Raw genomic sequence first — 23,258 nt, forward strand, 5'->3', positions numbered from 1 at the left:
CTATTAAAGAAATTAAAATAGGGTAAACTTAAAATTTTACCCTATTTTCTCTTCCTCTTTACATGAAAGCCTTATATAATGATTGAGCACACATTGTATATGGCTTATCTTCAGCAATTTCAATTTCAATTTGATCTTTAAGGACCTTTTGTAAAAGAGGATTAGTAGTTGCATGGTATCTGTCGATTAATCTTTTAATAGAATCTAATCTTTCAGACCGTTTCTCCAATAATTCTGGCCTATTTAATTGTATGATAGTTTGAGTTAATTCACCTCTCGTATTATTTGGCCTATGGTGAATAATATGTCCTAAAGCAACTAAAAAATTAGCTGGGTCATCTAGATATGGGTTAATGAAAGGGTAAGTATTATCATACTCATTGCCTTTATTCATATTGCAAACCTGGCAAGCCAATCCTAAATTATCCCATTCAGAAGTTAAATCAGGAAATATAGATTTTGGTTTTATATGCTCAATATGTTCATGAGAAACATGTGCTATAGTGCTTTCACAATACATACATTTAAATCTGGATTCTTTCCTTAAAGCATCTTTTACATCAACATGATTGTAATTGTTTTTCAGATTATTTGGAATCTTTTCTCCTCTACTTAAATAACCAAGTAGGTCATTTGTCCATCTTGATTTATTTAATGTTAATGCTTGTGGTTCAATCCCTTTAACTATTCGAATCATTTCTTTTTTGAATCGTTTTATCTAAAGCTAACGGCATTAAGTTTTCTAAACCTAATTCTTTCATATCTTCCCTCATTTCATTAAAGATATTTTGGTTTAACTCTAACTCAGCATATTTATTAATTATGCTGTTCAATGAATTCTCAACCCAAATTGGCATAGTAAATGGTACTCCTAGAACTTCATTTAGTATTTCTGTTGCGGATTTAGCTTTGTTTTCTAAATCCAGCTTTTCATTATATATTTTTTTAGAATCATCATATCTAAAAGCATGCACGAATGAATCCTTAACAGACCCAATAATCAAAGGACTGTGAGTGGAAACTATAAACTGAATATTTGGAAATGCATCAATTAGATTTGGTAATATTTCACGCTGCATTGTTGCGTGCAAATGATTCTCTACTTCATCTATTAAAACACTCACCTTCTCAGTTGAATCTTTAGAGAAATTATAAATTTGCCATCCTAAATCAATAATAGCACTTAGCCCTCCCGAAACGGCATCCAACATAAAGTCACCAGTTTCAGTTTCTAAAATAATTTCATAATTTCTTATGGCTATAGATTGGAAACCTAATGTTTTAGGAAGAAGAACCTTTAAGATTCTTTGGAAACCTAAATAATAATCCCTGATTTCATTATCAGGTTGAATAAATTCATTACCAGCTCCACCTATTGCCCAACTGAGTAAAGTTTCCTTAATGTAAAAATTAGCTGATTTAGATTGTCCATATTGTGCCTGGAATTTACTTACTGAATTTTGAAAAGTTAATTGGTAAGCATGCTCCTTAGTTCTTTTTTGAGTGGATATATTCACTACTGGTTCATAGAAGAATACTGGTCTATGTGAGGGAATATTTAAACCTCTTACCTGTTGTTGATTTACGATTTGTACATAATATTGGGCCGCAGGCTGATCTAACGCTATCAACTGCGTTTCTGTATCACTTGAATAAGTAAGACTTCCTATTATATAACCTTGAGAATTGTAGGCAGGAACAAAGGTTAATTTTTTTAATAAGGAAAAGCTAAATGTAAAAGCTCCTGTTGATTTGTTAAGAACTGGTGTAGATAACTCATTTAAATTCCAGCCAAAATGTTTTGCTAAGATATTTAAAATCGTTGTTTTACCTGAACCATTTGCTCCAGTTAAAACAGTTAACTGGGGGTGGAAATCAATGTTGAGATTATTAAATTGTTTCCAATCAAAAATCTTAAGATTTTTAAATATCATCTATATAGATTTTAATATAAAAAATTACAAGGCTAAAATTAACTAAAATTATATAATATATAATTCATTATTTATGACACCAAATCTGACACCTATAAAAGCAAAAACCCTTGTAAATCAAAGACTTACAAGGGTTTAAAGTACCAGGGGCGGGACTTGAACCCGCACGAACTAATGTTCACAAGATTTTAAGTCTTGTGATATTGAATCCTTATGGTTCCATATGTGCCTTAAACACATGAAAAAGTGCATCTTATTGGCATATTGATTTACTAGATTTCATAAAAAAACGTGCTTTGTTGTCCAAATGTTGTCCTTTTTTTTGTATCTTTATAAAAGATAACACGCTGACTTTATGGCATCTATTAAAGCTGTCTTGCGGAAAAATAAAAACAAGGACAACACGTATCCGCTCGTAATCCGCATTACGAAAGACCGCAAAACAAATTTCATTTCCATCGGTCACAGCGTTTTGCTGGACGACTGGAACGCAGCAATCGGTAAGGTAAAAAAATCACATCCGAATTCCGCAAGATTAAACAACCTAATTGCCAAGAAGCTGGCAGAAGCCAACGACAAGCTATTGGAACTGGAAACTACGGCGAAAGATACATCCGTTCGCGTTATCAGTAAAGCGGTCAAAGGTGCGAAAGAAGGTACGTTTTTAAAACAGGGACAGGTCTATGTCGATAACCTCACTAAAGAAGGCAAGTTTAACCGAGTATCCGCCGATAGTCCCATCATCAACCGCATGAAAGAATTTGCGGGCGGTGACGTGCATTTCAGTGAAATCGATTCGGCTTATTTGCGACGCTTTAAAGCTTGGCTAATAGGCACGCGCAAGGTGAGTGAGCGCACCGCTGTGAATCATTTCGTAGTGATCCGTTCCATTTTCAACCAAGCCATTGCCTCCAACTTGGTAGACCGAAAGCACTACCCTTTCGGTAAGGGCAAAATCTCGATCAAGTTTCCCGATAGCAAAAAGTTTAGTCTCACTGAAGAAGAAATTGAGAAGCTGGAAAAAATCGAATTAAATGTGCTGGAGAATCATTCCCGCCAGATTTTTCTATTGTCCTTTTACTTTGCTGGTATGCGAATTAGCGACGTGTTGCGATTGCGGTGGTCAGATTTTGACAAAGGACGGCTTTATTACCAAATGGGCAAAAACGCTAAGATTGGTTCGCTAAAAATTCCCGAGAAAGCGTCTGAGCTACTAGAAACCTTACGTCGGCCTGATGCGAGATTGGTTTTTTCAGACTTGGAAAGTGTTGATCTGAATGATCGTTATGGCGTGGAATTTCGTATTAAATCGCGCCTTCATGAAATAAACAAGCATCTTGGAAAGGCGGCAGCCAAGGCGGGTATTAGTAAAAAAACGACAATGCATATTTCCCGGCATACCTTCGGGGATTTAGCGGGAGAAGATGTTGATCCGCATATTTTACAAAAGCTATACCGGCACACGTCTTTAGTGACGACACTGGGCTACCAAAAAAACTTTATTCATCGGCAGACGGATGAAGCTTTAGACGCCGTTATTGGGAAAAAGAAGCGCCAGAAATGAACGCCTTGATGCAAGATCATTTTTTCTTTTCGTGGCAATTTTATATACTATGGGATGCGCCGGATTATTCAATTTTTTAGACACCTATTTAAAGGCAAGCCAAAGGAAACTGATGAAGAATCTCTTTTGTACTTTATGGCGTTAATAAAAGGATACGAACTTCGTAAAAAGCCGAGACCATTACCACCCAGTTTAACCGCTTTGGCAAAAAAGCACATTAACGAACTTAGTTACCTTAAAAATAAGTAATGATATACAAATTGACGACAAAAAAAATTGTATACTATTTTTCTTTGAAAAATAAATATTTATTCACACTCTAAAATGCAACCAATTAATAATAAATTGCAAATAAATACAAAAAGTGCGACAAAATTTTCGTCTATTTACGAGTTGTGTGTAATGCAATCGGAGGTTCAGACAATCTTCCTATAGTACTCGACAAAACAGATTCGATATGACAAACAATATAAATGAAAAAACCATTATTGTTCCAACAGAGCTAATAACAAATAAGACACTTTATACTCTTACCGGTGCATCCGCCTCAGTTTGGATTGTTTGCCTTGTTATTCATTCAATATTACATAGGTCTTTAAATAATCCTGATGTGTATAAGATTATTGCACTTAGCCTATCTCTACTTGTTTCAACAAGTGTAGTCTTCAAAAAAAGGAAAAAGACATATGAAGACTGGTTGCTTTCTGTAATCAATGGGTTTCTGATTTTTATATATGCTACAGGCTTTAATTCGATATCAACAAATATTTTTTTGGTTGACGAAACAAAAGCAGTAAGCGTGAAGTCGGATACAAATGGAAAGGCATATTTTAATGCAAAATCAACCACACAATTAGCAGGTTTCTTAGATTTATTTGATATTGATTGGTTTCCAAATAAAAAATTAATTAGAGAAAATGAGAACCTACTCTACAATATTGATAGCCTAAAGAAAACTTTGAGCAATTATGAAGTTAGGTTTAAGACAAAAAATATAGGAAATGAAAATCACGACTCTTCATTAGAAATAGAAAATTCAGAACTAAAAAACAAAATCTTAGAGCTTGAAAAAAAATTACCTGTTGCGAGTACAGGTATTAATTCTTCACTGACCGATAAGGAAAAAATTATAGTACAGATGGCAAATGAAATAGAAGAATTAAAGAAGAATAAAACCAATTTTAAATCTAAAATAAATCATTATTCAAACGAAAAAAGCCTTGATTCATTAAAACAGACTATATACATATTGCTTGACCAGCAAAAGCAAAATAGCTTACACAATTCAAAAGAAATAGAGAAGTGGCGGAAGAAATATTTGGAATGTATGGACAATAAAGAAGTTCACTAGCTTGAAAAGCACTACACAAAACAAAAGTATTGCTGCAAGTAGGGCTTGACGTTGGTATCTTCGGCTATAGTTCGCTATCAGCAACAGTTCCAGCCGACGAATAAAGCCCAGCAAAAGTTCTTATCTTCATCTGTTAAACCACTGTTAAGCTATAGTTCCGGGCGGGATGTTCAATGAATGCCCCACCTGCAGCAATACTCAACGTTAGCGGCAATGGTAAACGACACTTCACTGAATGAACATACAGAAAAAACTTAAAGACCTAAAAGACCAAAAGAGTTATAGTAATCCAGCCAAAAGGGTAATGGAGCATTTAAAACCTATCCTTAGTAAGTCAAACGACTTGCGACAAAGATGGGTGTGGGAATTGCTTCAAAATGCAAGTGACTTGGGTGATAATGTTAAGGCAAGGTTTGAAATAACTGCTGACAGATTAAAATTCAGCCATAATGGAAAAGCTTTTTCATTGGACGAAGCATATAATCTAATTATGCCCGACTCTTCTAAAGATGACGCAATAACACATAAGAAAAGTGTTATCGGACAGTTTGGAACAGGCTTTATTTCGACACATATACTTTCCAAGATTATACAAATAGAAGGAATCATTGAAGATGACGAGCAATTTTACACCTTTAACTTTCACCTTGACAGAAGCGAAAGAAACAACAAGGATTTTTTAATTCAATCAATTAAAGACGCAGAAGCAGAATATCGGGAAAATCTTGAAGAGATAGAAGAACTTCCAGAAAATGAATTTCAAACTTCATTTACTTATCACATTAATAATACATACTCTTCTTTGAAAGGACAAGAAATTGTTGAAGATGGAATTAAAAATTTCAAAGAATTAATTCCATACGTTTTGACTTTTAGACCTCAATTAGCAGAAGTTGAAGTTATTGACCGCAGGACAACGACAACCAAATGGACATTCAAACGTGATGAAGTTGAAACTGATATTGATGACCTCGTAATTATTAAAACGATTTGCTATAAAAATAGCAAACATATTGAAGACAGATTAATAGGTAATATTATTCAAAAAGGCACTGAAATTGCCTTCCCAATCGAAGAAATCGAAGATGGAAAATTTCAGTTACTTCCTTTTCCTAATAATTGCCCATTACTGTTTTGTGCATTTCCTATGATTGGAACTAGTCATTTTGATTTTCCTGTAGTTATTCACAGTGAAAAATTCGATCCCAATGAAGCAAGAGATGGAATTGAAATCTCTCAACATGATCTAGAAAACAGAAATAGGCTCATAGAAGCTAAAGATGCTTTCTTGAGATTATTAAAAATAATTGAAGGTTATGAATGGACTAATACATTTAATATTTCTTTGCTTTTCAGTCCTGATTTTAATGATTACTCTGTAAAAACTTGGTTTACCAATTTAATTTTTAAACCAATTAAAGAAGGTTTACACAAAACTAAAATGATTGAATTGGATGAGTCCTTAATTAAGAATAAACGACTTTCATTAAGTCAAGTTTATATTCCGTATACAGATAGGAGATTAAAAAATTACACAGAACAGGTAACAGATATTTATAATTTTGCTTTCAAGACAATACCAACTTTGTTACCCAAAAAAGACCATTTTTTAAGTTGGTATGAAGTTTTGGATTTTGAAATTTTTACAGATGAAAAACTTGACTTAGAAGAGCTAACAAAAAAGATTTCCGAAGAAGTTGATTCGCTTGACAAGTTTTGTTCTGAATATTCAATGGATGAAACAGCAGCGATTGAATTTTTGATTGATTTTATAAGATTCATTTTAGCGCAAGAAAAAGATGAACTTTTTGATAAATATAAATTGATACTGAATCAAAGTAATCAGCTTTGTTATTTGAAAGGAATGAAATTAGATCTAATTGATTGTAAAGGACTGAAAGATGGTTATGATGAGAAACTAAAAGACATTTACTATTCCATATCAGACACTGAGTGCCGTGATATTTTACTTCATAAGGACTTTGAGCAAATTGATGGACTCATTGAGGAAAATGATAAATATGAATTTGAGAAATTAGCAAAAGATACTGACGAAGAACTTCGGAACTATGAAGGGAATTTTCAAGATGAAAATTTTTTGCTTATCCTAAAAAACCTTTTCAATTGGTATACAACTTGTGGACTTTCGGAAGAAACCTTAACAAACTTGTTTCGATTCTTTTCCTCTAATAAATCTCAATTGTATCTTAATACAAAGACGTCAGAAGAATTGGAATATGCTTTTGATATTGAGATTAGTGGTAAAAGTGAAGTATTAGCAAAACTTGCTAACAGTTCGCTTTTGGAGAACGAATTAGAAACTATTGCGGATAATCCAGTATTGATTTCAAATTTTATTGAGTGGCTAAATAATAAGCAAGAAGATCATCCTGAAGAAGAATTGGGAAATATCGGAGAAGAGTTTTTATATCATCGACTTTGCCAAATATTTGGAGAAAATAGAGTGCTTTGGGAAGACAAATCTGAATATGATTTCCGAGTTCTTGAAATGGACTTGACAACAACAAAATACTTCATAGACGCGAAGACAACAGGTAAGGGTATTGCAAACAGTGACAATGTTCCCTTTTTTATGCGGACTGCACAATGGTCTTTCCTTGACAAACAACAAGCAAGGAACAAGTATATAATAGCAAGGATTTTCAAAACCGGTAGGACAATTGACATTAAGTATTTAAGGTTAAACAAACAATCACTACAATAAGTACCAATACCTATAACAGAGTATTGCCGCAATAGGAGCTGACGGGCGTAATTCAACAGTTGTAATTCAACAGTTGTGCTACAATGAAACTTTTGTGCTAAATTCAACTGACGGTTTCCAAAATCCCTATTGCGGCAATACCGATGCATTGGTAGCAACGCCTTGCAAATTTATTTAGTGTAAATTTGTATGTCATTGCCAAAAATAATTAAACATGTAGTGGATTCTGATATCAATACGATAGCAACAGAGATTTTAGGGCTAACAAAAATGAATTGGAATTCATTTGATTTATATAAAAAACTTCCGGCAACTATAAATTCATCAAATCAGATCGCCAGAATAGGCAAACTACTTTCCCATTTTGAAGGCAGAACTTACGATTACCGCTTATTTATTTAAATAACAGTCCTGTGTAATATAAAATTCTAAATATAAAATATCCATTTTGGTGAAATGGATCGGTTTCTTCCAATGGTTACATCCCTAATTCATCCGCGAAAGAGTAGTAGCCTTCTTTGGTGACGATAATATGATCGAGAACCGGCAATTCTAAAAAATTGCCCACTTCTTTAAGCCTCTTTGTCATGGTTATATCGGTAGCACTAGGGTTTACATTGCAAGAGGGATGGTTATGCGCTAGGATAATAGCCGAAGCATTAGCTTTAAGCGCCGCCATAAAAACCAGTTTCGGATCAATGACCGTTCCGGCAACGCCGCCAGTAAATAAATCGCAAATCCCTAATACCCGGTTGGCTCGGTTCAAGAGCAATACTTTTGCTTGTTCGACAAATTCCAGCTTGTTTTCATCCCAGGATTGCAGCAACACGTCGTAAGAATCTTTTGAACTGGTTATCTTCGGTCGTAAGGAAGACTTTACATGGGTTTTGTAAGTAAGCTCCACTTCGGCTATCTGAATAGAGTTCTGACAACATTTCTTATGCCTTTCTGATTAGTACTGCGGTTAAGGAATGTATACCTATCGTAGGAATAAAAGCTTGTCAAGGACTACTTAAACTATTTCAAAGGCAAATTTTATTAATAAAATTTGTTCAGGAGTAAACCATCCTCAACTCATAAACAAAAATCCCCTTTTTTTAAAAGAACCGTTACGGGCAACCCTTTCTTTTTCAGACACTTTTGACTTGAACCGAAGCCAGTTTTCAGGTCATTCTGTTCAAATATAAAGGATGGTTTACTCCTGAACAATGCCGGGACGCCACATGAAAAGAGCAATTGCCTACTATCGGGTTTCTACGACCCGGCAAGGCCGGAGTGGTTTGGGATTGGAAGCCCAACAAAATGCCGTGGAACAATACTGTAAACGGAATGATTACGCTTTGCTTAGCGAGGTAGTGGAGGTGCAATCCACTCGCAAGTACCGCCCGGGTTTATTTCAGACCCTGGACTTGTGCCGCCAGCACCAAGCGACCTTGATGGTAGCCCGGTTAGACCGGCTCGGCCGGGATGTCGAACAAATCGCCGGGATCGTCAAGTCGAAGGTGGAAATTATTGTCGCGGATAATCCCCACGCAAACCGGTTTACCATCCATATTCTGGCGGCGGTGGCCGAGGAGCAAAGGCAGCGCATCAGCGAAACCACCAAAGAGGCATTAAGGGCGGCAAAAAAGAGAGGTGTGGCGCTGGGAAAGAATGGCAAAGCCCTCTCCGTGGCGAATAGGAAAGCCGCTCAAGAATTTGCGCATCAACTCTCTCCCATCATCAGGCGCTTACGAAACCGGGGCATTATCTCGGTGCGGGCTGTGTCCGAGGAATTAAATAAGAGAGGAATACCGACCTTTCGGGTAGGCGGAAAATGGCATCCGAGTACGGTTTATACCTTGATGAACCGGCTGAAATGAACCAAATAGAATTAACGAGTGATCAAATTTAACTTAACTCTAGCATTATGATTTTTGAATTCGAAAATGACCTCCTATTTGATGATAGGGCGCTACTTGAAAATAAGCTCGGTGCAGGCTGTTTAAGCAATACCGATGTAAATACTGACTGCGATTGTTCCGGTTATACCGCTATTCCAGACGATGAAGGAACTGATCCCGCAAAAAGCTCCGGAACTGCTGCTTAGCCTAGTGAATCCGGAATACGGGTACGCGGTCAATTGTGCTTACCCTAATTCCTTTCGACTATTGAACCGCGGCCAGTATGAAATCGTGCAGTCCATCAATAATCGGGATGACATTCAAACCCTGGCTATTCAGTTAAGGATGCCATCCGAAAGGCTGCACCAGTTCCTGTTACTCTTGAGTAAAACGGAAATTGTCCGGTTCGATAATAGCTTTAGCCTACCGAAGAAGTCAGCGAAACCAAAATCCTTGAATTTTTGGATTCATACCACCAATGCGTGCAATCTGGGTTGCAGTTACTGCTATATTTCGACTTTAAATACCGGCAAGGGGATGAATGATACCGTCAGGCAGCAGTTAATGTATAAGCTGCTGGAAGTGGTAAAGGTAAGAGGCATCAAGCAGATCAAACTGCGGCTGGCCGGCGGGGAACCGATGGGGCAATTCAATGCCTGGAAAGCCTTCATTCCCGCAGCAGCAACTATTTTAGCTGAGGCTGGCTGTAAGCTGGACGTCGCCTTTATTACTAATCTGACCCTCTTGAATGAGGATATTCTTGAATTTTCTAAAAAGCACCGGGTAAGTTACGGCGTTTCGTTGGATGGCGTGGCAGAGATTCATGATGCCACCCGAAGGTTTCGGTCTGGTTCCGGCTCCTTCCAGTTGGTCGATACCAACTTGCGCAGGCTAGTGGCGGAAAAGATACCGGTGTCGGTGAATACCGTTGTGAGTAATGTTAATATCATCGGATTACCCGATCTCACCCGCTATCTTATTTCCTTAGATATTCCTTTTCGGTATTCGATTGTGAAAGGCGCGGCGATTGATGCCGCGTTGCTGGATAACTATCTGGCCGCCTCCCACGCCATTATGGGAGAAGCGATAGAGACGGGCTGGCAATTCTCCCAGCGATACCAGTTTTGTGATTTGAAGCCAAACGAGTTAGGGTTCCAAACCTGTGCTTCCGGCTTTTCTGGGGGAGCCATCTACGTCGATGGTTCTTTTAAGTATTGCCACGTGCACTTTGGCAAAGAATCTGATTCGTCTCGTTCTATCTTTAATGAGGAATTAGACTTGGTGGCAATGATAGAGAGCGGGCAGCATGACGAAGAGATAAGATCGGCAGATTGCCGAAAATGCCGCTACCGCTCGGTTTGTACGAGTGGCTGCCCGGTTTACCGGGTGGAGGGTAAAGACCCGCAATGCAGTCTTTACCATCGGTTCATTCCCCAATATTATGAACTTCAGGCCAAAGAGCGATTGCGTTTATTGCGTCAATATGAGATGATCTAGCCAATACAATTATGCCCCGTTCCTTAGGATGCTGCGTCATTGGCGATTACCATTTCCCTTTTAGCCTTGCTAGCTACCTTTTATCAACTGTACTTGCAACGAGTTCATAATGAAAAATCGCTCAAGACGCTGGTTCAAATTGATTTGCTGGATCGGGATAAGCTGATTTTTGTGCATATTCAGAATAATGGCGTCGGACCGTTAATAATAGATAAGCTTACCTTTTTCAAAAATAACCAGCGTTATTCGAGCATCGAAGATTGTTTAGACCTCAATCCTAAATTATACCAGCATATAGCGATCACCGAAGCGGTGAAGAAGGTTATTCTGCCCGGAAATTATCTGGAGGTCTTTTCAACTCGATTAGCAGAGAAGGCTGATGATAAGGAAGTGGAAGATGTTCGGGAGCAGCTTTCTGTTCTTAGATTAAAGGTAGAGGGACGAGATATTTACAATAATAAAGTTACTGCCGAACGAGACCTGCACTGGTTTTTAAGACACCATGTTTCCTAAAAGCAAATTCAGCCGGTTGAGTGTAATTGCCAAATCACCCGATTATTATTACATTTGGGGATTGCAATCCTAAAATTATATGTTATTTTGGGATTTTGGAGAGCAAATGATCAAAAGAACGCTACAATCCACTATCGAACAACGGCTCTTTAAAGGCAAGGCTATCTTAATTTTTGGCCCGCGCCAGGCCGGTAAATCCACTCTGGTGGAAACCATCCTGCAAGATAAGGATCATCTTTACCTGAATGGCGATGATTCTGATGTGCGGGATATTTTGACCAATACTACCGCCACCAAATTAAAAACCGTGGTCGGCCAGAAGAACATATTGTTCCTGGACGAAGCGCAACGCATCCCTAATATCGGCCTGACGCTGAAACTGTTTACTGATCAGATCAAAAACGTGCAGGTCATTGCCACCGGCTCATCGGCTTTTGAGCTTTCCAGTCAGGTCAATGAGCCGCTTACGGGGCGCAAATATGAATTCATGCTCTATCCGCTCAGTTTTGGCGAGTTGGTAGAATATCATGGCCTGATCCAGGAAAAACGCCTAATCGAGCACCGGCTCATTTACGGCTATTATCCGGAGATCGTGACCAAGACGGGTGAGGAAGCGGAATTGCTCAAATTGCTGGCCGGAAGCTACCTCTACAAAGATTTGTTAATGCTCGAACAGATCAAAAAACCCGCCATCTTGGAAAAGCTGTTGAAAGCACTCGCTTTGCAGGTTGGCAGCGAGATCAGCTATCACGAACTGGCACAAACGGTCGGCAGCGATCCCAAGACCGTTGAAAAATATATCGACCTACTGGAAAAAGCTTATGTGCTATTTCGCCTGCCGGCTTTCAGTCGCAACGTCCGCAACGAAATCAAAAAAGGAAAGAAAGTCTATTTCTACGATTGCGGGATCCGCAATGCCGTTATTAACAATTTCAAACCGTTGGCCTCGCGAACCGACACCGGGGCATTGTGGGAAAATTTTGTGATGGCGGAACGGATGAAATACCTGCGCTACTGCCAGATCGATACGGCGCAATATTTTTGGCGCACCACACAGCAACAGGAAATTGACCTGATTGAGGATAACGGTGAAGTGCTAATAGCATTTGAATTCAAATGGAAGGATAAAAGAGGCAAAATCCGCTTCCCGCATACCTTCACGGATAATTATCCGGGAACCGAAACTTTCGCCGTTACGCCGGAGAATATAGAAAAATTTATCTTATAAGTTTTCAATGAAAATTATTATCGGCATAGTGAATAAGACAACTGTATAGAGCCGCTGAAAAGTTACATTCATCGGGTGGTGGGAAAAGACCCGCAATCCAGCCTTTATCTATTGCGTTTATTGCGTCAATATGAAATGATCTAGCTAATTTTAATCCCGAATACCTATTCTTTAGGATGCTGCGTCATTGGCGATTACCATTTCCCTTTTAGCCTTGCTAGCTACCTTTTATCAACTGTACTTGCAACGAGTTCATAATGAAAAATCGCTCAAGCCCCTAGTTCAAATTGATTTGCTGGATCGGGATAAGCTGATTTTTGTGCATATTCAGAATAATGGCGTCGGACCGTTAATAATAGATAAGCTTACCTTTTTCATAAATGACAAGAGCTATGGTAACATCGAAGACTGTTTAGCACTCGACCCCAAGTCTTATCAGCATCTGTCAATTACGGAAGCGGTAAAGAAAGTTATCTTGCCCGGAACCTACTTGGAGGTTTTCTCAATTCGGTTTGCAGAGCAGGATACCTGTGAAGAAATAGACAATGTCCGGCAACAGCTATCCGTGCTTAAATTGAAGTTGGAAGGTCGGGATATTTACAATAATAGGATTATCGCCAAAAGATACCTGCACTGGTTTATAAGACACCACATTTGCTAAGTGCCGAAACCTTATCTACTCTCTATTTCATGTTAGAGTGAACCGGGAAATTGTTCCTCTTATAACTGTATCCAAAAACTATTAAAGCTATTGATTCACTTTAATCTAAAAGGTAGCACCAAGGTAGCACTGAATAAATCGCAATCTTGATTAGTTATATGTAAGTGCTTGATTTAATTGGTTGCGGGGGCAGGATTTGAACCTGCGGCCTTCAGGTTATGAGCCACTTTTGCAATAATATATGTAATATTTAATGGTGATGTATGGACGTTAATTGTTATTGATATATCAGATACTTGTTGCAATAGTTGGTGTTTTCGGCTATTCATTCAATATAACCGATTTTACCCTGGAAGGTAGCACCAGGGTAGCACCAAATACCAGCACAAGGAGCATTAAATGCCAGCCAAAGTAATCAACTTTACTAAAGCATGTTTGACTAATTTGCCCTTGCCAGAGGCGGGAAAGCGGAAATACTATAAGGATACCCAATTAAAGGGACTGATCCTGGATGTGCGTTCCAACGGCTCCAAGTCGTTTTACATTTATAAAAAGATAAGTGGTAAACCAGAACGGCTGTTCTTAGGTATCTTTCCCGAAATTACCATTGAGAATGCCAGAAAAAAAGCCAAAATAAAAATTGGCGAAATCGCTCAAGGAAAAAATCCGCAAGAAGAAGCTCGCCAGGTTCGCAATGAAATGTCGTTTGAGCAGCTTTTCGACCAGTATATGAAGCGATATAGCAAAGTGCACAAGAAGTCATGGCGCTACGATGAACGGGAAGTGAACCGGTTTTTAGCTCATTGGTTCAAACGCCGTCTTTCAGACATCAAGCGGGTCGAGGTACAGCGCTTGCACGAAAAAATCTACGCAGAAAGTGGCCTCTACCAAGCCAATCGCCTTTTAGAACGGATACGGGCGATTTTTAATAAGGCACTCGAATGGGGATGGGAAGGTACCAATCCCGCTATTGGCATTAAGAAATACAAGGAAAAGAGCCGGGATCGGTTCATTCAGCCAGTAGAAATGCCTTTTATCATCCGCTCTCTCAATGAAGAAACGAACGAGACGGTAAAAGATTATCTCTGGATATTGCTTCTAACGGGTGCTCGCAAAACGAATACCCTCATGATGCGATGGGAGCAGATCAATTGGGAGCGGAATGAATGGCGAATTCCGGATACTAAAAATGGAGAGCCGGTTACCGTTCCTCTGATCGAACGCGCACTGGAAATATTAAAGCGCCGTGAAATGACCTCACAGAGCCCGTGGGTTTTCCCGCAAGAAGCGGATAATGAAAAGCACTTCGTTAACACTAAACGTGCCTGGCGGCGCACTTTGGAGCGAGCCACGCTTTACCTATGGCAACAAAACGAAAGGATTGCTCCATTATTGGAAAAATTGGAATGTAATGTGCCTGTTTTTCTCCTAAGTGAGATATTATTTAAAGCTGTGATCAAACGGGCAGAAAAAGAAAAAATCCCGCTTCCCGCAAGCCTGCTGGATATTCGCTTGCATGACATTCGTCGTACTTTCGGCAGTTACCAAGCGCTTACCGGTGCCAGCTTGCAAGTCATTGGCAAGAGCTTAGGTCACAAATCTACCCAAGCTACACAAATATACGCGCGACTCAATCTCGATGCAGTTCGTGCCTCCATCGAAAAGGCTACTGGCGCTATGTTTGATTAATTTCCGATTCAGTAAAAAATGACTTTCGAGCAGGATTCCATTTTACTACCTTAAGTATTGAAATTTCCTTAGCTTTTCAAGCTTTATGTTATAGTGGGTACCCCATACCCCCATTAAATAATAGCGGGGATTAGATTAATATATGTTGCCAAAGAAAGAATTGCTACTGATTTTTGTTGTAGAGCTTCGATATTGAGCTGACACTAGCATGGAAATAAATAATAGGGAACTTGCGGGACTTATTTGGATCGGGATATTTATAGCTTGGGTTATGATGCGTCCGGAAACACGAAAAAATGTCCCTGGACTGTTTAAAGCGGCTTTCCAGTCTAAGCTTAGTATTATCTATGGAATTATGGCAGCGTACACCGCTATTGTTGTCTTTCTTTTATACCGCATAGAGTTGTGGAATAGCAGCCAAATTAAGAACACTATTTTGTGGTTTCTTACTGTTGGTTTGGTTTCGCTCAATGATATAACAAAACATAACCAAGTCAATTTTTTTAAGAAAACAGCATCAGATGTCCTTAGTCTAACCGCGATCCTTCAGTTCATAACCGGAGTTTATACTTTTAGCTTTATTACTGAATTTACTTTAATACCGTTCGCGGTATTGATTGGATGCATGATTGCAATGGCAGAGAGAAAGCCAGAACACGTTTCAGTAAGAAAGTTATTAAAGGGGATGCTTGCATTAGCTGGATTATATACGATTAGTTTCACTATCTATAAGATCGCAACGGATTTCCAAACTTTTGCTAATAGAGGAACACTGAACGATTTCCTGATACCTGGCGCTCTGTCTTTTCTGTTTCTTCCTTTGATGTATTTGTTATCTCTTTATGCAGCGCGTGAAAATACGTTTATTGGTCTCGGTAACGTTTTAAGTCCAAGCTTATTACGATTAGCAAAATGGTACACACTGCGCTATTTTGTTTTTAATAAAGACGATTTGCAGCGCTGGCAAAGGTACATCTTTGTAAAAAAAATTGAAAGTAAAACAGACTTACGTTGTTCAATTAAATTTATCAAACAACTAAAGAAAATTGAGAAAAACCCGCCTTCCGTTCCTATAGAAATGGGTTGGTCTCTATATATAGCAAAAGAGGCGCTTACAACAGAAGGGATCAAAACCGGCCAATACCTACCGAACTTTAATGAGGAATGGTCAGCTAGCTCTACTTATCTTAAAATTGACGATGATCTACTAGCGAATAACATTGCTTACTATATAGAAGGTAATTCGCGTGTTGCCGTACGACTTAAACTCGTCTTAAATGTAAATGACCCAGCTAAGGCTAATAACGCACATACCAAAATGGTTGGTTGTGCTAAGCTACTTTATCGATTTGCCATGAACCAAGACATACCGAAAACTATATTAGATGCCCTTTCTACAGGTAAAAGAAAAGAACTACAGATCGGTGATAAGTGCATTTTAGTCTATAAAAATAATTGGTCGGAGCATAAAATGCAGGGTTACAGTTTAAAATTTACCATTGGCGTTGGAAACACATCAGTAGTGGAATTCTAAATATTTAAAATATAATGGGTGCTACGGCCTCCACCTTCAGTTATCAGCACTTCTACCTCTAAAAGGTGTTGTAAATCCCTTATGACAGTTGCTTTGGAAACTTTTGTTATGGACATATATTTTTTGGCACTCATACCTCCTGCAAAACCTTCCACTCCGGCATCCAACATTTGTTTTACAACCTTAATCTGCCGTTCATTCAAAGCATCTTTAAACCGGTCAAAGAACTTTGATTTTTTCAAAACGAAGTCGACCAAGCTAATTGCCTGTTCCTGAGACTTCAGAATAACGTCGATAAAGTATTTAACCCAAAGCGTAATCTCATTGCTTTTTTGTGCCTGTTCCAAAGCATTATAATAAGACTTCTTATCGGACTCTATGACTCTTGAAAGACTAAGCAATACGGGACGACCAATAGTTTGCGACAAAGCTTTTTCGGCAATGGCACGTCCAATCCTGCCATTGCCATCTTCAAAGGGGTGAATTGTTTCAAAATATAAATGCGCAATCGCTGACCTAACAGGAGCTTTCTTTATTTCTTTGATGCTTCCCGGAGTTGTGTCATTGAACCATTAAATGAATTTTGTCATTTCGTCTGGTATACGAGAAGAGGGCGGAGCTTCAAAATGGATTTTTTCTCTGCCAAGTGCACCTGAAACAACCTGCATGGGGTCTTCATGGTTGCGCCATCTGCCAAGATTGATTCTTATATTTCCTTTTAAAAGCATTTTATGCCATTAGAAGAGTCTTTTCTTCTGTCATGGCTTCAGCGTAAGTTCTTTGGACATCTACCATCAATTCGCTAGCCCCTTGTGCTCTCCTATCTTTGACAGGGTCATGGGTCTGATTAAGTCCAAGATTATTGCGAATAAATGAAACAACATCTTGGCGACTTAGATACTCACTCTCAATTTCTGAAGTTCTAATCGCTTCGGCAACCATTATATCGATAACAGCTTCCATTCGGATATCATCCGGTATTACCTTTAAAATGCCACTAACATGGCCTATTTGCTCAGCGAAATGGAATAAGGCGTCTTCCGTATTCCGCAAATCATATTTAAAATTAGGCCAGTCAGGTTGTTGTCAGTTTATATCATGAGCCGAATATATTGTTTATTCGGCTCAAAGATGATAGAAAAATGTGCCAAATAGCGTGGTAAATAAAATCAAGTTCATTTCATATACCACTCTTAATTAATTTTCGTCTAAATTCATCACTGTTCGAAAAGTGAATCTCTATACTATTAGCATTATTAAAACGTTGAAAATCAGCTAACGTACGAGAGATATCTTTTATTAAACTTTCTGAAATTTTAATACCTTTTTCTAGAAAAATGGATTTCAAAATAAGCTTCTTACTCTGTCTGTCAACTTTGGGATCAATTCGACCTATAAAATTTCCTCTATAAAGAATAGGCATGTTATAATAACCCCACTTACGACTTTTTTCTGGTTTATAAGCTTCAAATACATTTTCAAAATCAAATATTACTCTATTACGCTTTTTATTCCAAAAAATACAATCGAAAGGCGATAAAAAGGTTGTCCATGTGGAATCTATATTTGCTTCAGTAAAGTTGCTTAAGTCACTAATTTTCTCCTTGTGAATATACATTGGTTCACGAAATTCGGCTACTTCAATCGGTATAATTTCTCCTTTTTTTATTATAGATGCTAATACACCTTCAATTGAAGATTTTCTTATATTAGCATAATTCATTAGTTCTTGTAAAAAGAAAACGCCTAGACATTTGGCAGAAAGAGTTAATTTAAATGCTATTGCTTCTTGAAAAGAGATTTGACTTTTATCTACCCAATTAGGAAGAACGCGTTCCTTAATATCATAAATTCGACAAAAATTTACTCTATCAGTAACCATAAGATCTCCTCTGTTATAAAGTTGCTCAAGTGCATTTTTAGTTGGCTTTCTGTTCCACCAGCCACCAATAGGTTTTTCTTCATCAAAATCAGCAGAGCGAACATTACCGTGACTTTTTACGTGTTCATACACTTGTTTCATTAAAATTAAATTTTCGGGCTGGCTAAGCCATTCTTTACTCCATTTATCATTATTGTTCTTGTAAGTATCCATTTTGTCCGCTAAATATTTATATATATTTAGTGGTATTAATGATGCACAATGAAACCAATATTCAAACAACTGTTTTTGTTCGCCATAAATGAGACTATCTAAATCAGATTTATTGTAGAAACCTAATCTACTCCATAATGTAAGATAATGGCTTCTTTCAACAACATTTATTGAATCTATTTGAATTACACCCATCCGGCATATACAATCCATTAAATCCTTTAATGAATAATACATTTTTCTTTCACTATGTGAAAAAAGATTTTGATTATAAAGTATATAACTTTTTATGTTCTCTTTGGTATATTTCATACAGATAAGTAAAGCCTAAGATTAAATCTTAGGCTTTATATTACAACACTTCATAGTGAAATTTAAGAGGTAAAATTTGCGGTTGGAAAAATAATGCTGCCAAATTTGCTATCGTTACATTTGCGTTCTTTGAATCAATTATAGGCTGAGTACCATTTTCTAATCGGCTGCCAGGAGCGACTTTCATTGGTACACCTCCATAATCACTGTGTACTTTATCTAAACCCAATTTATAGATACCAATATCTAAGAAATAGGCATTTAAGAAGGGTGTATATACACCAGGCTTAGGATCGCGTTTTAATGGAAAATCAGCATTCACCAATGTATCACCCGCAGATAAGTACATATCTTCATCAAAAACAGCACCTAAAAATGTTAAAGAACTTCTATACGCCCTAATTAATAAATATTCTGAAGCAAGTTTGGGATTTGTTCCGGTTAGATTTGTGCCGTCATGAACACATTTATCTCTGAAATCGCCAAATCTTTGGTAAACTTTTATGTTTTGAGTCCAACTATAAAAATTTTGCACGAACTTCCTAACTTTTTCCATTTTAGTATGTACTTCATTAGGTTCATCAAACAAGCTAAGATTTATGGTATCAGAAAAAATGATTAAATCTTGTTGATTCATTATGAAACTAATATCTTTTAAGTTAGTAATTTCATTTATAGAAGTTGTTAGTGGGGAGGTTACCATTAAAGGAAAACATTTGTTTCTTAGCACTTTGTAACTTAAGTAATAACCAGTTTCGCTTGAAGGAAAGACTAATATTTGCATAGTTGTCCCAAAGCTTTCACTTTCATAATCTAAGTCCCGAGCCAATATTGACCATTTACCTTCTTCGTTGAAAGTTTCTCTTATTTCCAAAGTAACTTTCATTCTATTATTTTGTTCAACGGAGAAAATATGTCTGAAAATACTTCCACTATTTGGAGTAAGATGATCTACACCACTTAATGCCTTAGCTGAAGTACCAGCTTTAGTCTTACCATATTGGTTAATAGGTTGACTGCATCGAAAAGTTTCAATCCTCATTGTTGGGCCATTAAACCCAATGTCTTTTAAATCTAACTGGCAGAAATTTCCATCATTTTGGAAAGATTCTGCAATTTGCTTTAGTGCCATAATTGTATGTGTTATAATTATGACCTAAATTCATACCTCCTTTTGTCCAAGCAAAGGACAAAAGGAGGTATTTAAGAAAAAACTAAATATTAATTTAACATTAGCTTATGCCGTATTTCTGAAAGATTAAAGCTATGGGTGCTACTATTCGCAAGTCACTACGCATAGTAAAGAGTAAACTTGAACACTATCCTAATCACTAATTGAACAAACCATATATAATCCTTAGATAATATAGAAATAAGTTATATAGTTAATTTACAGAATATATCGACTACGGATGATAAATTTGTGCTATATGCACTTAATTTCTTATATTTAATTGATTAATAAAAAATAGCGATTGATTTATTTCTTTTATGGCTGCTGATACAATTCTTGCTAATCCATTTCTAATCAGACTTTGGAAAAACCTGTGGTTATTATCACAATATGGAGATTTGAATCGTTCTTTTACTAGTCAGGATTACGACATTATAGCAAGATACAATCAAGTTGATGATCATTCTAGTGCAAATGGTGAAGAATTTTTAAAAAAAATCCTTCGAGCTGATACTCAAATTAAATTTTTTAAAAGAAGAACTCTTGACAAGTTATGTAAAACTCTAAGCCTGAAGGTTAGTTATTATAATTTACCAAATAGTTGGAAATCATTTGAAGAGTCCCAGGTTGGTCATAAAACCTTTAGAGACTGTCAATTGCTTGTCGCAAGAAGGAAGAGCATCCAAAAATTGGATAAGGCTCTGATTTTTCGAATTAATAAGCATGCCAAGAAAAAAGCGGAGTATATGCTACATTTTGATGCATCCGAATTCAATGTACCAACTACAAACTTTGAAGATTTGAAAAGAGAAATTCAGATAGCAACTGAAGAAGATATAGAAAAAATCTATGATTTTGCTCGAAATGGCAGGTATAAAAATTGTCCTGTGAATGGACCTGTTATTAAGGTTCCATGGTGGCGGCAAAATCCATTTATTTTTTATGTTATTAAAGACAACCAAGATAAAGTAATTGCAAATATAAATATTTTACCCTTAACTGAAGAATCCTACTTCAAAATAAGAAATGGTGTTATTGATGAAAGAGGAATAAAACATACAGATTTACACCAGCCAAATGATAAATACAATGTTTCCTATTTATACATTGAAGGGTTTAATTGTATGACAACCGCGTTAATGTCTAAGTTTATCTTCTCCTTTTTACAATTAATTGACAGAATAGCTGATATTTCAAATCCCAACCTAGTAATAGGTGCAATAGGAGGAACAGATGAAGGTGAAGAGTTAATGACTAAACTAGGATTTGAAATTGTGAGTTTTGCTGAGGTCAGGCAAGATTCATTAGACTTCTACGAATTGCCTCTAAATAAGGCAATATGGTTGCGTAATTCTTCTATTAAATTCTTTAATACTTAGCAAAAATATGTAAAGTATATCGGTTTTAATCTATTTCTATTTTACATTCTATAATTTTAATCAAATTAGAAATTATTTTAAATATTCTTCTACAAGACATATTGCATTCGATTTATTCGTATGAACTATAAGATAGAGGAATTAACAAATTAAGCGGTAATTATATACATTATTTGTTGTTAATAGGATCAAGTTCCCATTGACAGGATTGCGGAGCCTATAATAGGATTTAAAACCTAAATAGCAAGTCTTGCAAAAGGCTTTAGTCGATTCCGCCACACACCCTTCATGGAGACAATAGTGAAAGAGACTATACCCGAACCGCTGCTTGATCGCAAATCGGCAGCTAAATACTTGAGCGTTTCTCCCGGCACACTGGCAGTTTGGGATTGCACCAAACGCTACGATCTAAAACCCATCAAAGTAGGCAGAGCGGTTCGTTATCGCCGTACCGACCTGGACGACTTTTTAAATTCTCAACTTAAGCGCTAAGGAGAATCATGGTGAATATTGAACAGGCTAAAACGATACCGATTCCGCTTATCATGGAGAGAATTGGCGTTGCTCCATTCCGGCAAAATGAGCGCGAGATTCGGTATCTTTCGCCTCTACGGCAGGAGCGCACCGCCAGTTTGCATGTCCATAAGGTCAGAAATGTCTGGTATGATTTCGGGGAAGGTAAAGGCGGTAATGGCATTGATCTGGTTTGTGCGTATTTGCAAGTGTGCGGAGAAGATGCAACCGTAGCGGATGCACTGCGTTGGCTTCGTAGCACTGCCGGCAATTTTACCCCAATTGCCTTGAGCCAAAAAGCTTGTACTGCTGACGAGGATAAAGGCTGGCAACTGAAATCGGTCAAACCTATTCAGCACCTTGCTCTTGTCCGATATTTGGACAAACGTGGCATACCATTGCCGTTAGCCAAAAGGCACTTAAAAGAAGTCCATGTACAAAGTTTGGAAAATGGCAAAGAAATGTTTGCTCTTGGTTTTCCGAATGAGGACGGCGGCTATGAGTTGCGTAACCCGTTTTTCAAAAGCTGTGTTGCGCCGAAGACGATAACCTTCATTAGGGGTGCAATCCCGAAACCTGTTGAAATTCACTTATTCGAAGGCTTCATGGATTACCTTTCGGCTGTAGCTTCTTGCAAACAAGAGCAGTTGAACGGCGATAGCATTGTTCTGAATTCTCTTTCCTGTTTGCCGGAAGCATTTCCTTATATCAAAGGCTACGGTTACCGTATACTCTTTAGCTGGATGGATAATGACGCACCCGGAAAAAAAGCGACAAAAGCATTAGCCGAATTTGTGCGCACGGAAGAAAATCTCCAGCACAAGCCCGTGAACGCCACATTTACACCGCACAAAGATGTGAATGCCTGGCACATGCATGCCCTCGGACTTTCAACATAGATGATAAATCGCCCCGATAGGTAAGTGCAATTAAAAAATAAGCTCATTTTCTTGATCTCGCTTGTCTTGAGCTAATGCTTCGGCACAAGCAACCAACCTTTGATCTTTAAATATCAAACCACCTTAGTATATCCGCTTAGGAAGGCATTTGCCTAAGAGGGCTAGCTGAGATGATCCAGTTGATCCTTGTCCTGTCTAGATTGGACTTCTGGTTTCAAGGACAGGTGATTAACCGAAGTCGCTCCCGCCACCAACAATAATTTTCTCCAGCCCTAACGGGCTTTCCTCGCCCCTCCAAAATTACAGC

Annotated in this window: 22 protein-coding genes and 1 pseudogene; 15 read left to right on the forward strand and 8 right to left on the reverse strand. The window is 37.6% G+C overall.

Annotated elements, in window-relative coordinates:
• Positions 1 to 58: 58 nt before the first annotated feature.
• Positions 59 to 697: an HNH endonuclease gene (locus AHMF7605_RS20830; RefSeq protein ID WP_106931951.1), complete on the reverse strand. Its 639-nt coding sequence runs from the start codon at positions 695 to 697 to the stop codon at positions 59 to 61.
• Positions 681 to 1,934 (reverse strand): AAA family ATPase, encoded by a 1,254-nt coding sequence (locus tag AHMF7605_RS20835; protein ID WP_106931952.1) that lies wholly within the window; start codon positions 1,932 to 1,934, stop codon positions 681 to 683. Before AHMF7605_RS20835 ends, AHMF7605_RS20830 begins: the two co-directional genes overlap by 17 nt.
• A gap of 355 nt (positions 1,935 to 2,289) precedes the next feature.
• Between AHMF7605_RS20835 and AHMF7605_RS20840 the strand changes: the two genes are divergently transcribed.
• The 4 genes from AHMF7605_RS20840 to AHMF7605_RS20855 all read left to right on the forward strand — a co-directional run bounded on the left by AHMF7605_RS20840 (position 2,290) and on the right by AHMF7605_RS20855 (position 7,976).
• Positions 2,290 to 3,498: a site-specific integrase gene (locus AHMF7605_RS20840; RefSeq protein ID WP_106931953.1), complete on the forward strand. Its 1,209-nt coding sequence runs from the start codon at positions 2,290 to 2,292 to the stop codon at positions 3,496 to 3,498.
• A 457-nt stretch (positions 3,499 to 3,955) separates the two neighbouring features.
• Complete coding sequence (locus AHMF7605_RS20845; RefSeq protein ID WP_106931954.1) at positions 3,956 to 4,849, forward strand: hypothetical protein; 894 nt, start codon at positions 3,956 to 3,958, stop codon at positions 4,847 to 4,849.
• Positions 4,850 to 5,084: 235 nt separating this feature from the next.
• Positions 5,085 to 7,574 (forward strand): sacsin N-terminal ATP-binding-like domain-containing protein, encoded by a 2,490-nt coding sequence (locus tag AHMF7605_RS20850; protein WP_106931955.1) that lies wholly within the window; start codon positions 5,085 to 5,087, stop codon positions 7,572 to 7,574.
• Positions 7,575 to 7,763: 189 nt separating this feature from the next.
• Positions 7,764 to 7,976, forward strand: a complete 213-nt coding sequence (locus AHMF7605_RS20855; RefSeq protein ID WP_199200278.1) for a hypothetical protein — start codon at positions 7,764 to 7,766, stop codon at positions 7,974 to 7,976.
• 76 nt (positions 7,977 to 8,052) lie between these two features.
• On the opposite strand, the gene AHMF7605_RS20860 is transcribed toward AHMF7605_RS20855, so the two are convergent.
• Entirely contained in the window at positions 8,053 to 8,478 is a 426-nt protein-coding gene (locus tag AHMF7605_RS20860) for a JAB domain-containing protein (protein WP_233219205.1), read from the reverse strand.
• Positions 8,479 to 8,797: 319 nt separating this feature from the next.
• On the opposite strand from AHMF7605_RS20860, the gene AHMF7605_RS20865 reads away from it, so the two are divergent.
• The 8 genes from AHMF7605_RS20865 to AHMF7605_RS20895 all read left to right on the forward strand — a co-directional run bounded on the left by AHMF7605_RS20865 (position 8,798) and on the right by AHMF7605_RS20895 (position 16,579).
• Entirely contained in the window at positions 8,798 to 9,436 is a 639-nt protein-coding gene (locus AHMF7605_RS20865; protein ID WP_106933558.1) for a recombinase family protein, read from the forward strand.
• A 47-nt stretch (positions 9,437 to 9,483) separates the two neighbouring features.
• A complete protein-coding gene (locus AHMF7605_RS29515) occupies positions 9,484 to 9,663 on the forward strand; it encodes a hypothetical protein (protein ID WP_146153634.1) in 180 nt (59 codons plus the stop codon).
• On the forward strand, positions 9,620 to 10,954 hold the full coding sequence (locus AHMF7605_RS20870) for a radical SAM/SPASM domain-containing protein (protein WP_199200279.1): 1,335 nt from the start codon (positions 9,620 to 9,622) through the stop codon (positions 10,952 to 10,954). Before AHMF7605_RS29515 ends, AHMF7605_RS20870 begins: the two co-directional genes overlap by 44 nt.
• Before the next feature lie 39 nt (positions 10,955 to 10,993).
• The gene (locus AHMF7605_RS20875; RefSeq protein WP_106931957.1) at positions 10,994 to 11,467 is read left to right on the forward strand and encodes a hypothetical protein; all 474 of its coding nucleotides are present in this window, start codon (positions 10,994 to 10,996) and stop codon (positions 11,465 to 11,467) included.
• Positions 11,468 to 11,546: 79 nt separating this feature from the next.
• On the forward strand, positions 11,547 to 12,695 hold the full coding sequence (locus AHMF7605_RS20880) for an ATP-binding protein (protein ID WP_233219206.1): 1,149 nt from the start codon (positions 11,547 to 11,549) through the stop codon (positions 12,693 to 12,695).
• 241 nt (positions 12,696 to 12,936) lie between these two features.
• Positions 12,937 to 13,356 (forward strand): hypothetical protein, encoded by a 420-nt coding sequence (locus tag AHMF7605_RS20885; RefSeq protein ID WP_233219207.1) that lies wholly within the window; start codon positions 12,937 to 12,939, stop codon positions 13,354 to 13,356.
• Positions 13,357 to 13,755: 399 nt separating this feature from the next.
• Positions 13,756 to 15,045 carry a tyrosine-type recombinase/integrase gene (locus tag AHMF7605_RS20890; RefSeq protein ID WP_106931959.1) on the forward strand — a complete coding sequence of 430 codons (1,290 nt, stop codon included), beginning with the start codon at positions 13,756 to 13,758 and terminating at the stop codon, positions 15,043 to 15,045.
• 208 nt (positions 15,046 to 15,253) lie between these two features.
• Positions 15,254 to 16,579 (forward strand): hypothetical protein, encoded by a 1,326-nt coding sequence (locus AHMF7605_RS20895; RefSeq protein ID WP_106931960.1) that lies wholly within the window; start codon positions 15,254 to 15,256, stop codon positions 16,577 to 16,579.
• Here the strand turns inward: AHMF7605_RS20895 and AHMF7605_RS30610 are convergent.
• The 5 genes and pseudogenes from AHMF7605_RS30610 to AHMF7605_RS30215 all read right to left on the reverse strand — a co-directional run bounded on the left by AHMF7605_RS30610 (position 16,576) and on the right by AHMF7605_RS30215 (position 20,118).
• The gene (locus AHMF7605_RS30610; protein ID WP_233219208.1) at positions 16,576 to 17,007 is read right to left on the reverse strand and encodes a Fic family protein; all 432 of its coding nucleotides are present in this window, start codon (positions 17,005 to 17,007) and stop codon (positions 16,576 to 16,578) included. The genes AHMF7605_RS20895 and AHMF7605_RS30610 overlap by 4 nt on opposite strands.
• A 48-nt stretch (positions 17,008 to 17,055) precedes the next feature.
• A pseudogene (locus AHMF7605_RS31150) lies at positions 17,056 to 17,124 on the reverse strand (hypothetical protein); the annotation flags it as partial.
• A 184-nt stretch (positions 17,125 to 17,308) separates the two neighbouring features.
• Positions 17,309 to 17,632 (reverse strand): DUF4172 domain-containing protein, encoded by a 324-nt coding sequence (locus AHMF7605_RS30620; RefSeq protein ID WP_233219209.1) that lies wholly within the window; start codon positions 17,630 to 17,632, stop codon positions 17,309 to 17,311.
• A gap of 127 nt (positions 17,633 to 17,759) precedes the next feature.
• Positions 17,760 to 18,986, reverse strand: coding sequence for a winged helix-turn-helix domain-containing protein (locus AHMF7605_RS20905; protein ID WP_106931961.1), 1,227 nt, complete (start codon positions 18,984 to 18,986; stop codon positions 17,760 to 17,762).
• Between the two features lie 40 nt (positions 18,987 to 19,026).
• Positions 19,027 to 20,118, reverse strand: coding sequence for a hypothetical protein (locus AHMF7605_RS30215; protein WP_199200280.1), 1,092 nt, complete (start codon positions 20,116 to 20,118; stop codon positions 19,027 to 19,029).
• 359 nt (positions 20,119 to 20,477) lie between these two features.
• Here AHMF7605_RS30215 and AHMF7605_RS20915 point away from each other — a divergent pair, with 359 nt between their 5' ends.
• From AHMF7605_RS20915 to AHMF7605_RS20925, 3 genes are all read left to right on the forward strand, one after another.
• A complete protein-coding gene (locus AHMF7605_RS20915; protein ID WP_106931962.1) occupies positions 20,478 to 21,539 on the forward strand; it encodes a hypothetical protein in 1,062 nt (353 codons plus the stop codon).
• Positions 21,540 to 21,839: 300 nt separating this feature from the next.
• Positions 21,840 to 22,031 (forward strand): helix-turn-helix domain-containing protein, encoded by a 192-nt coding sequence (locus AHMF7605_RS20920; RefSeq protein WP_106932813.1) that lies wholly within the window; start codon positions 21,840 to 21,842, stop codon positions 22,029 to 22,031.
• A gap of 8 nt (positions 22,032 to 22,039) precedes the next feature.
• Positions 22,040 to 22,951 (forward strand): toprim domain-containing protein, encoded by a 912-nt coding sequence (locus tag AHMF7605_RS20925; protein ID WP_233219210.1) that lies wholly within the window; start codon positions 22,040 to 22,042, stop codon positions 22,949 to 22,951.
• Positions 22,952 to 23,258 lie beyond the last annotated feature (307 nt).

The sequence above is a fragment of the Adhaeribacter arboris genome (assembly GCF_003023845.1).
Taxonomy (GTDB): Bacteria; Bacteroidota; Bacteroidia; order Cytophagales; family Hymenobacteraceae; genus Adhaeribacter; species Adhaeribacter arboris.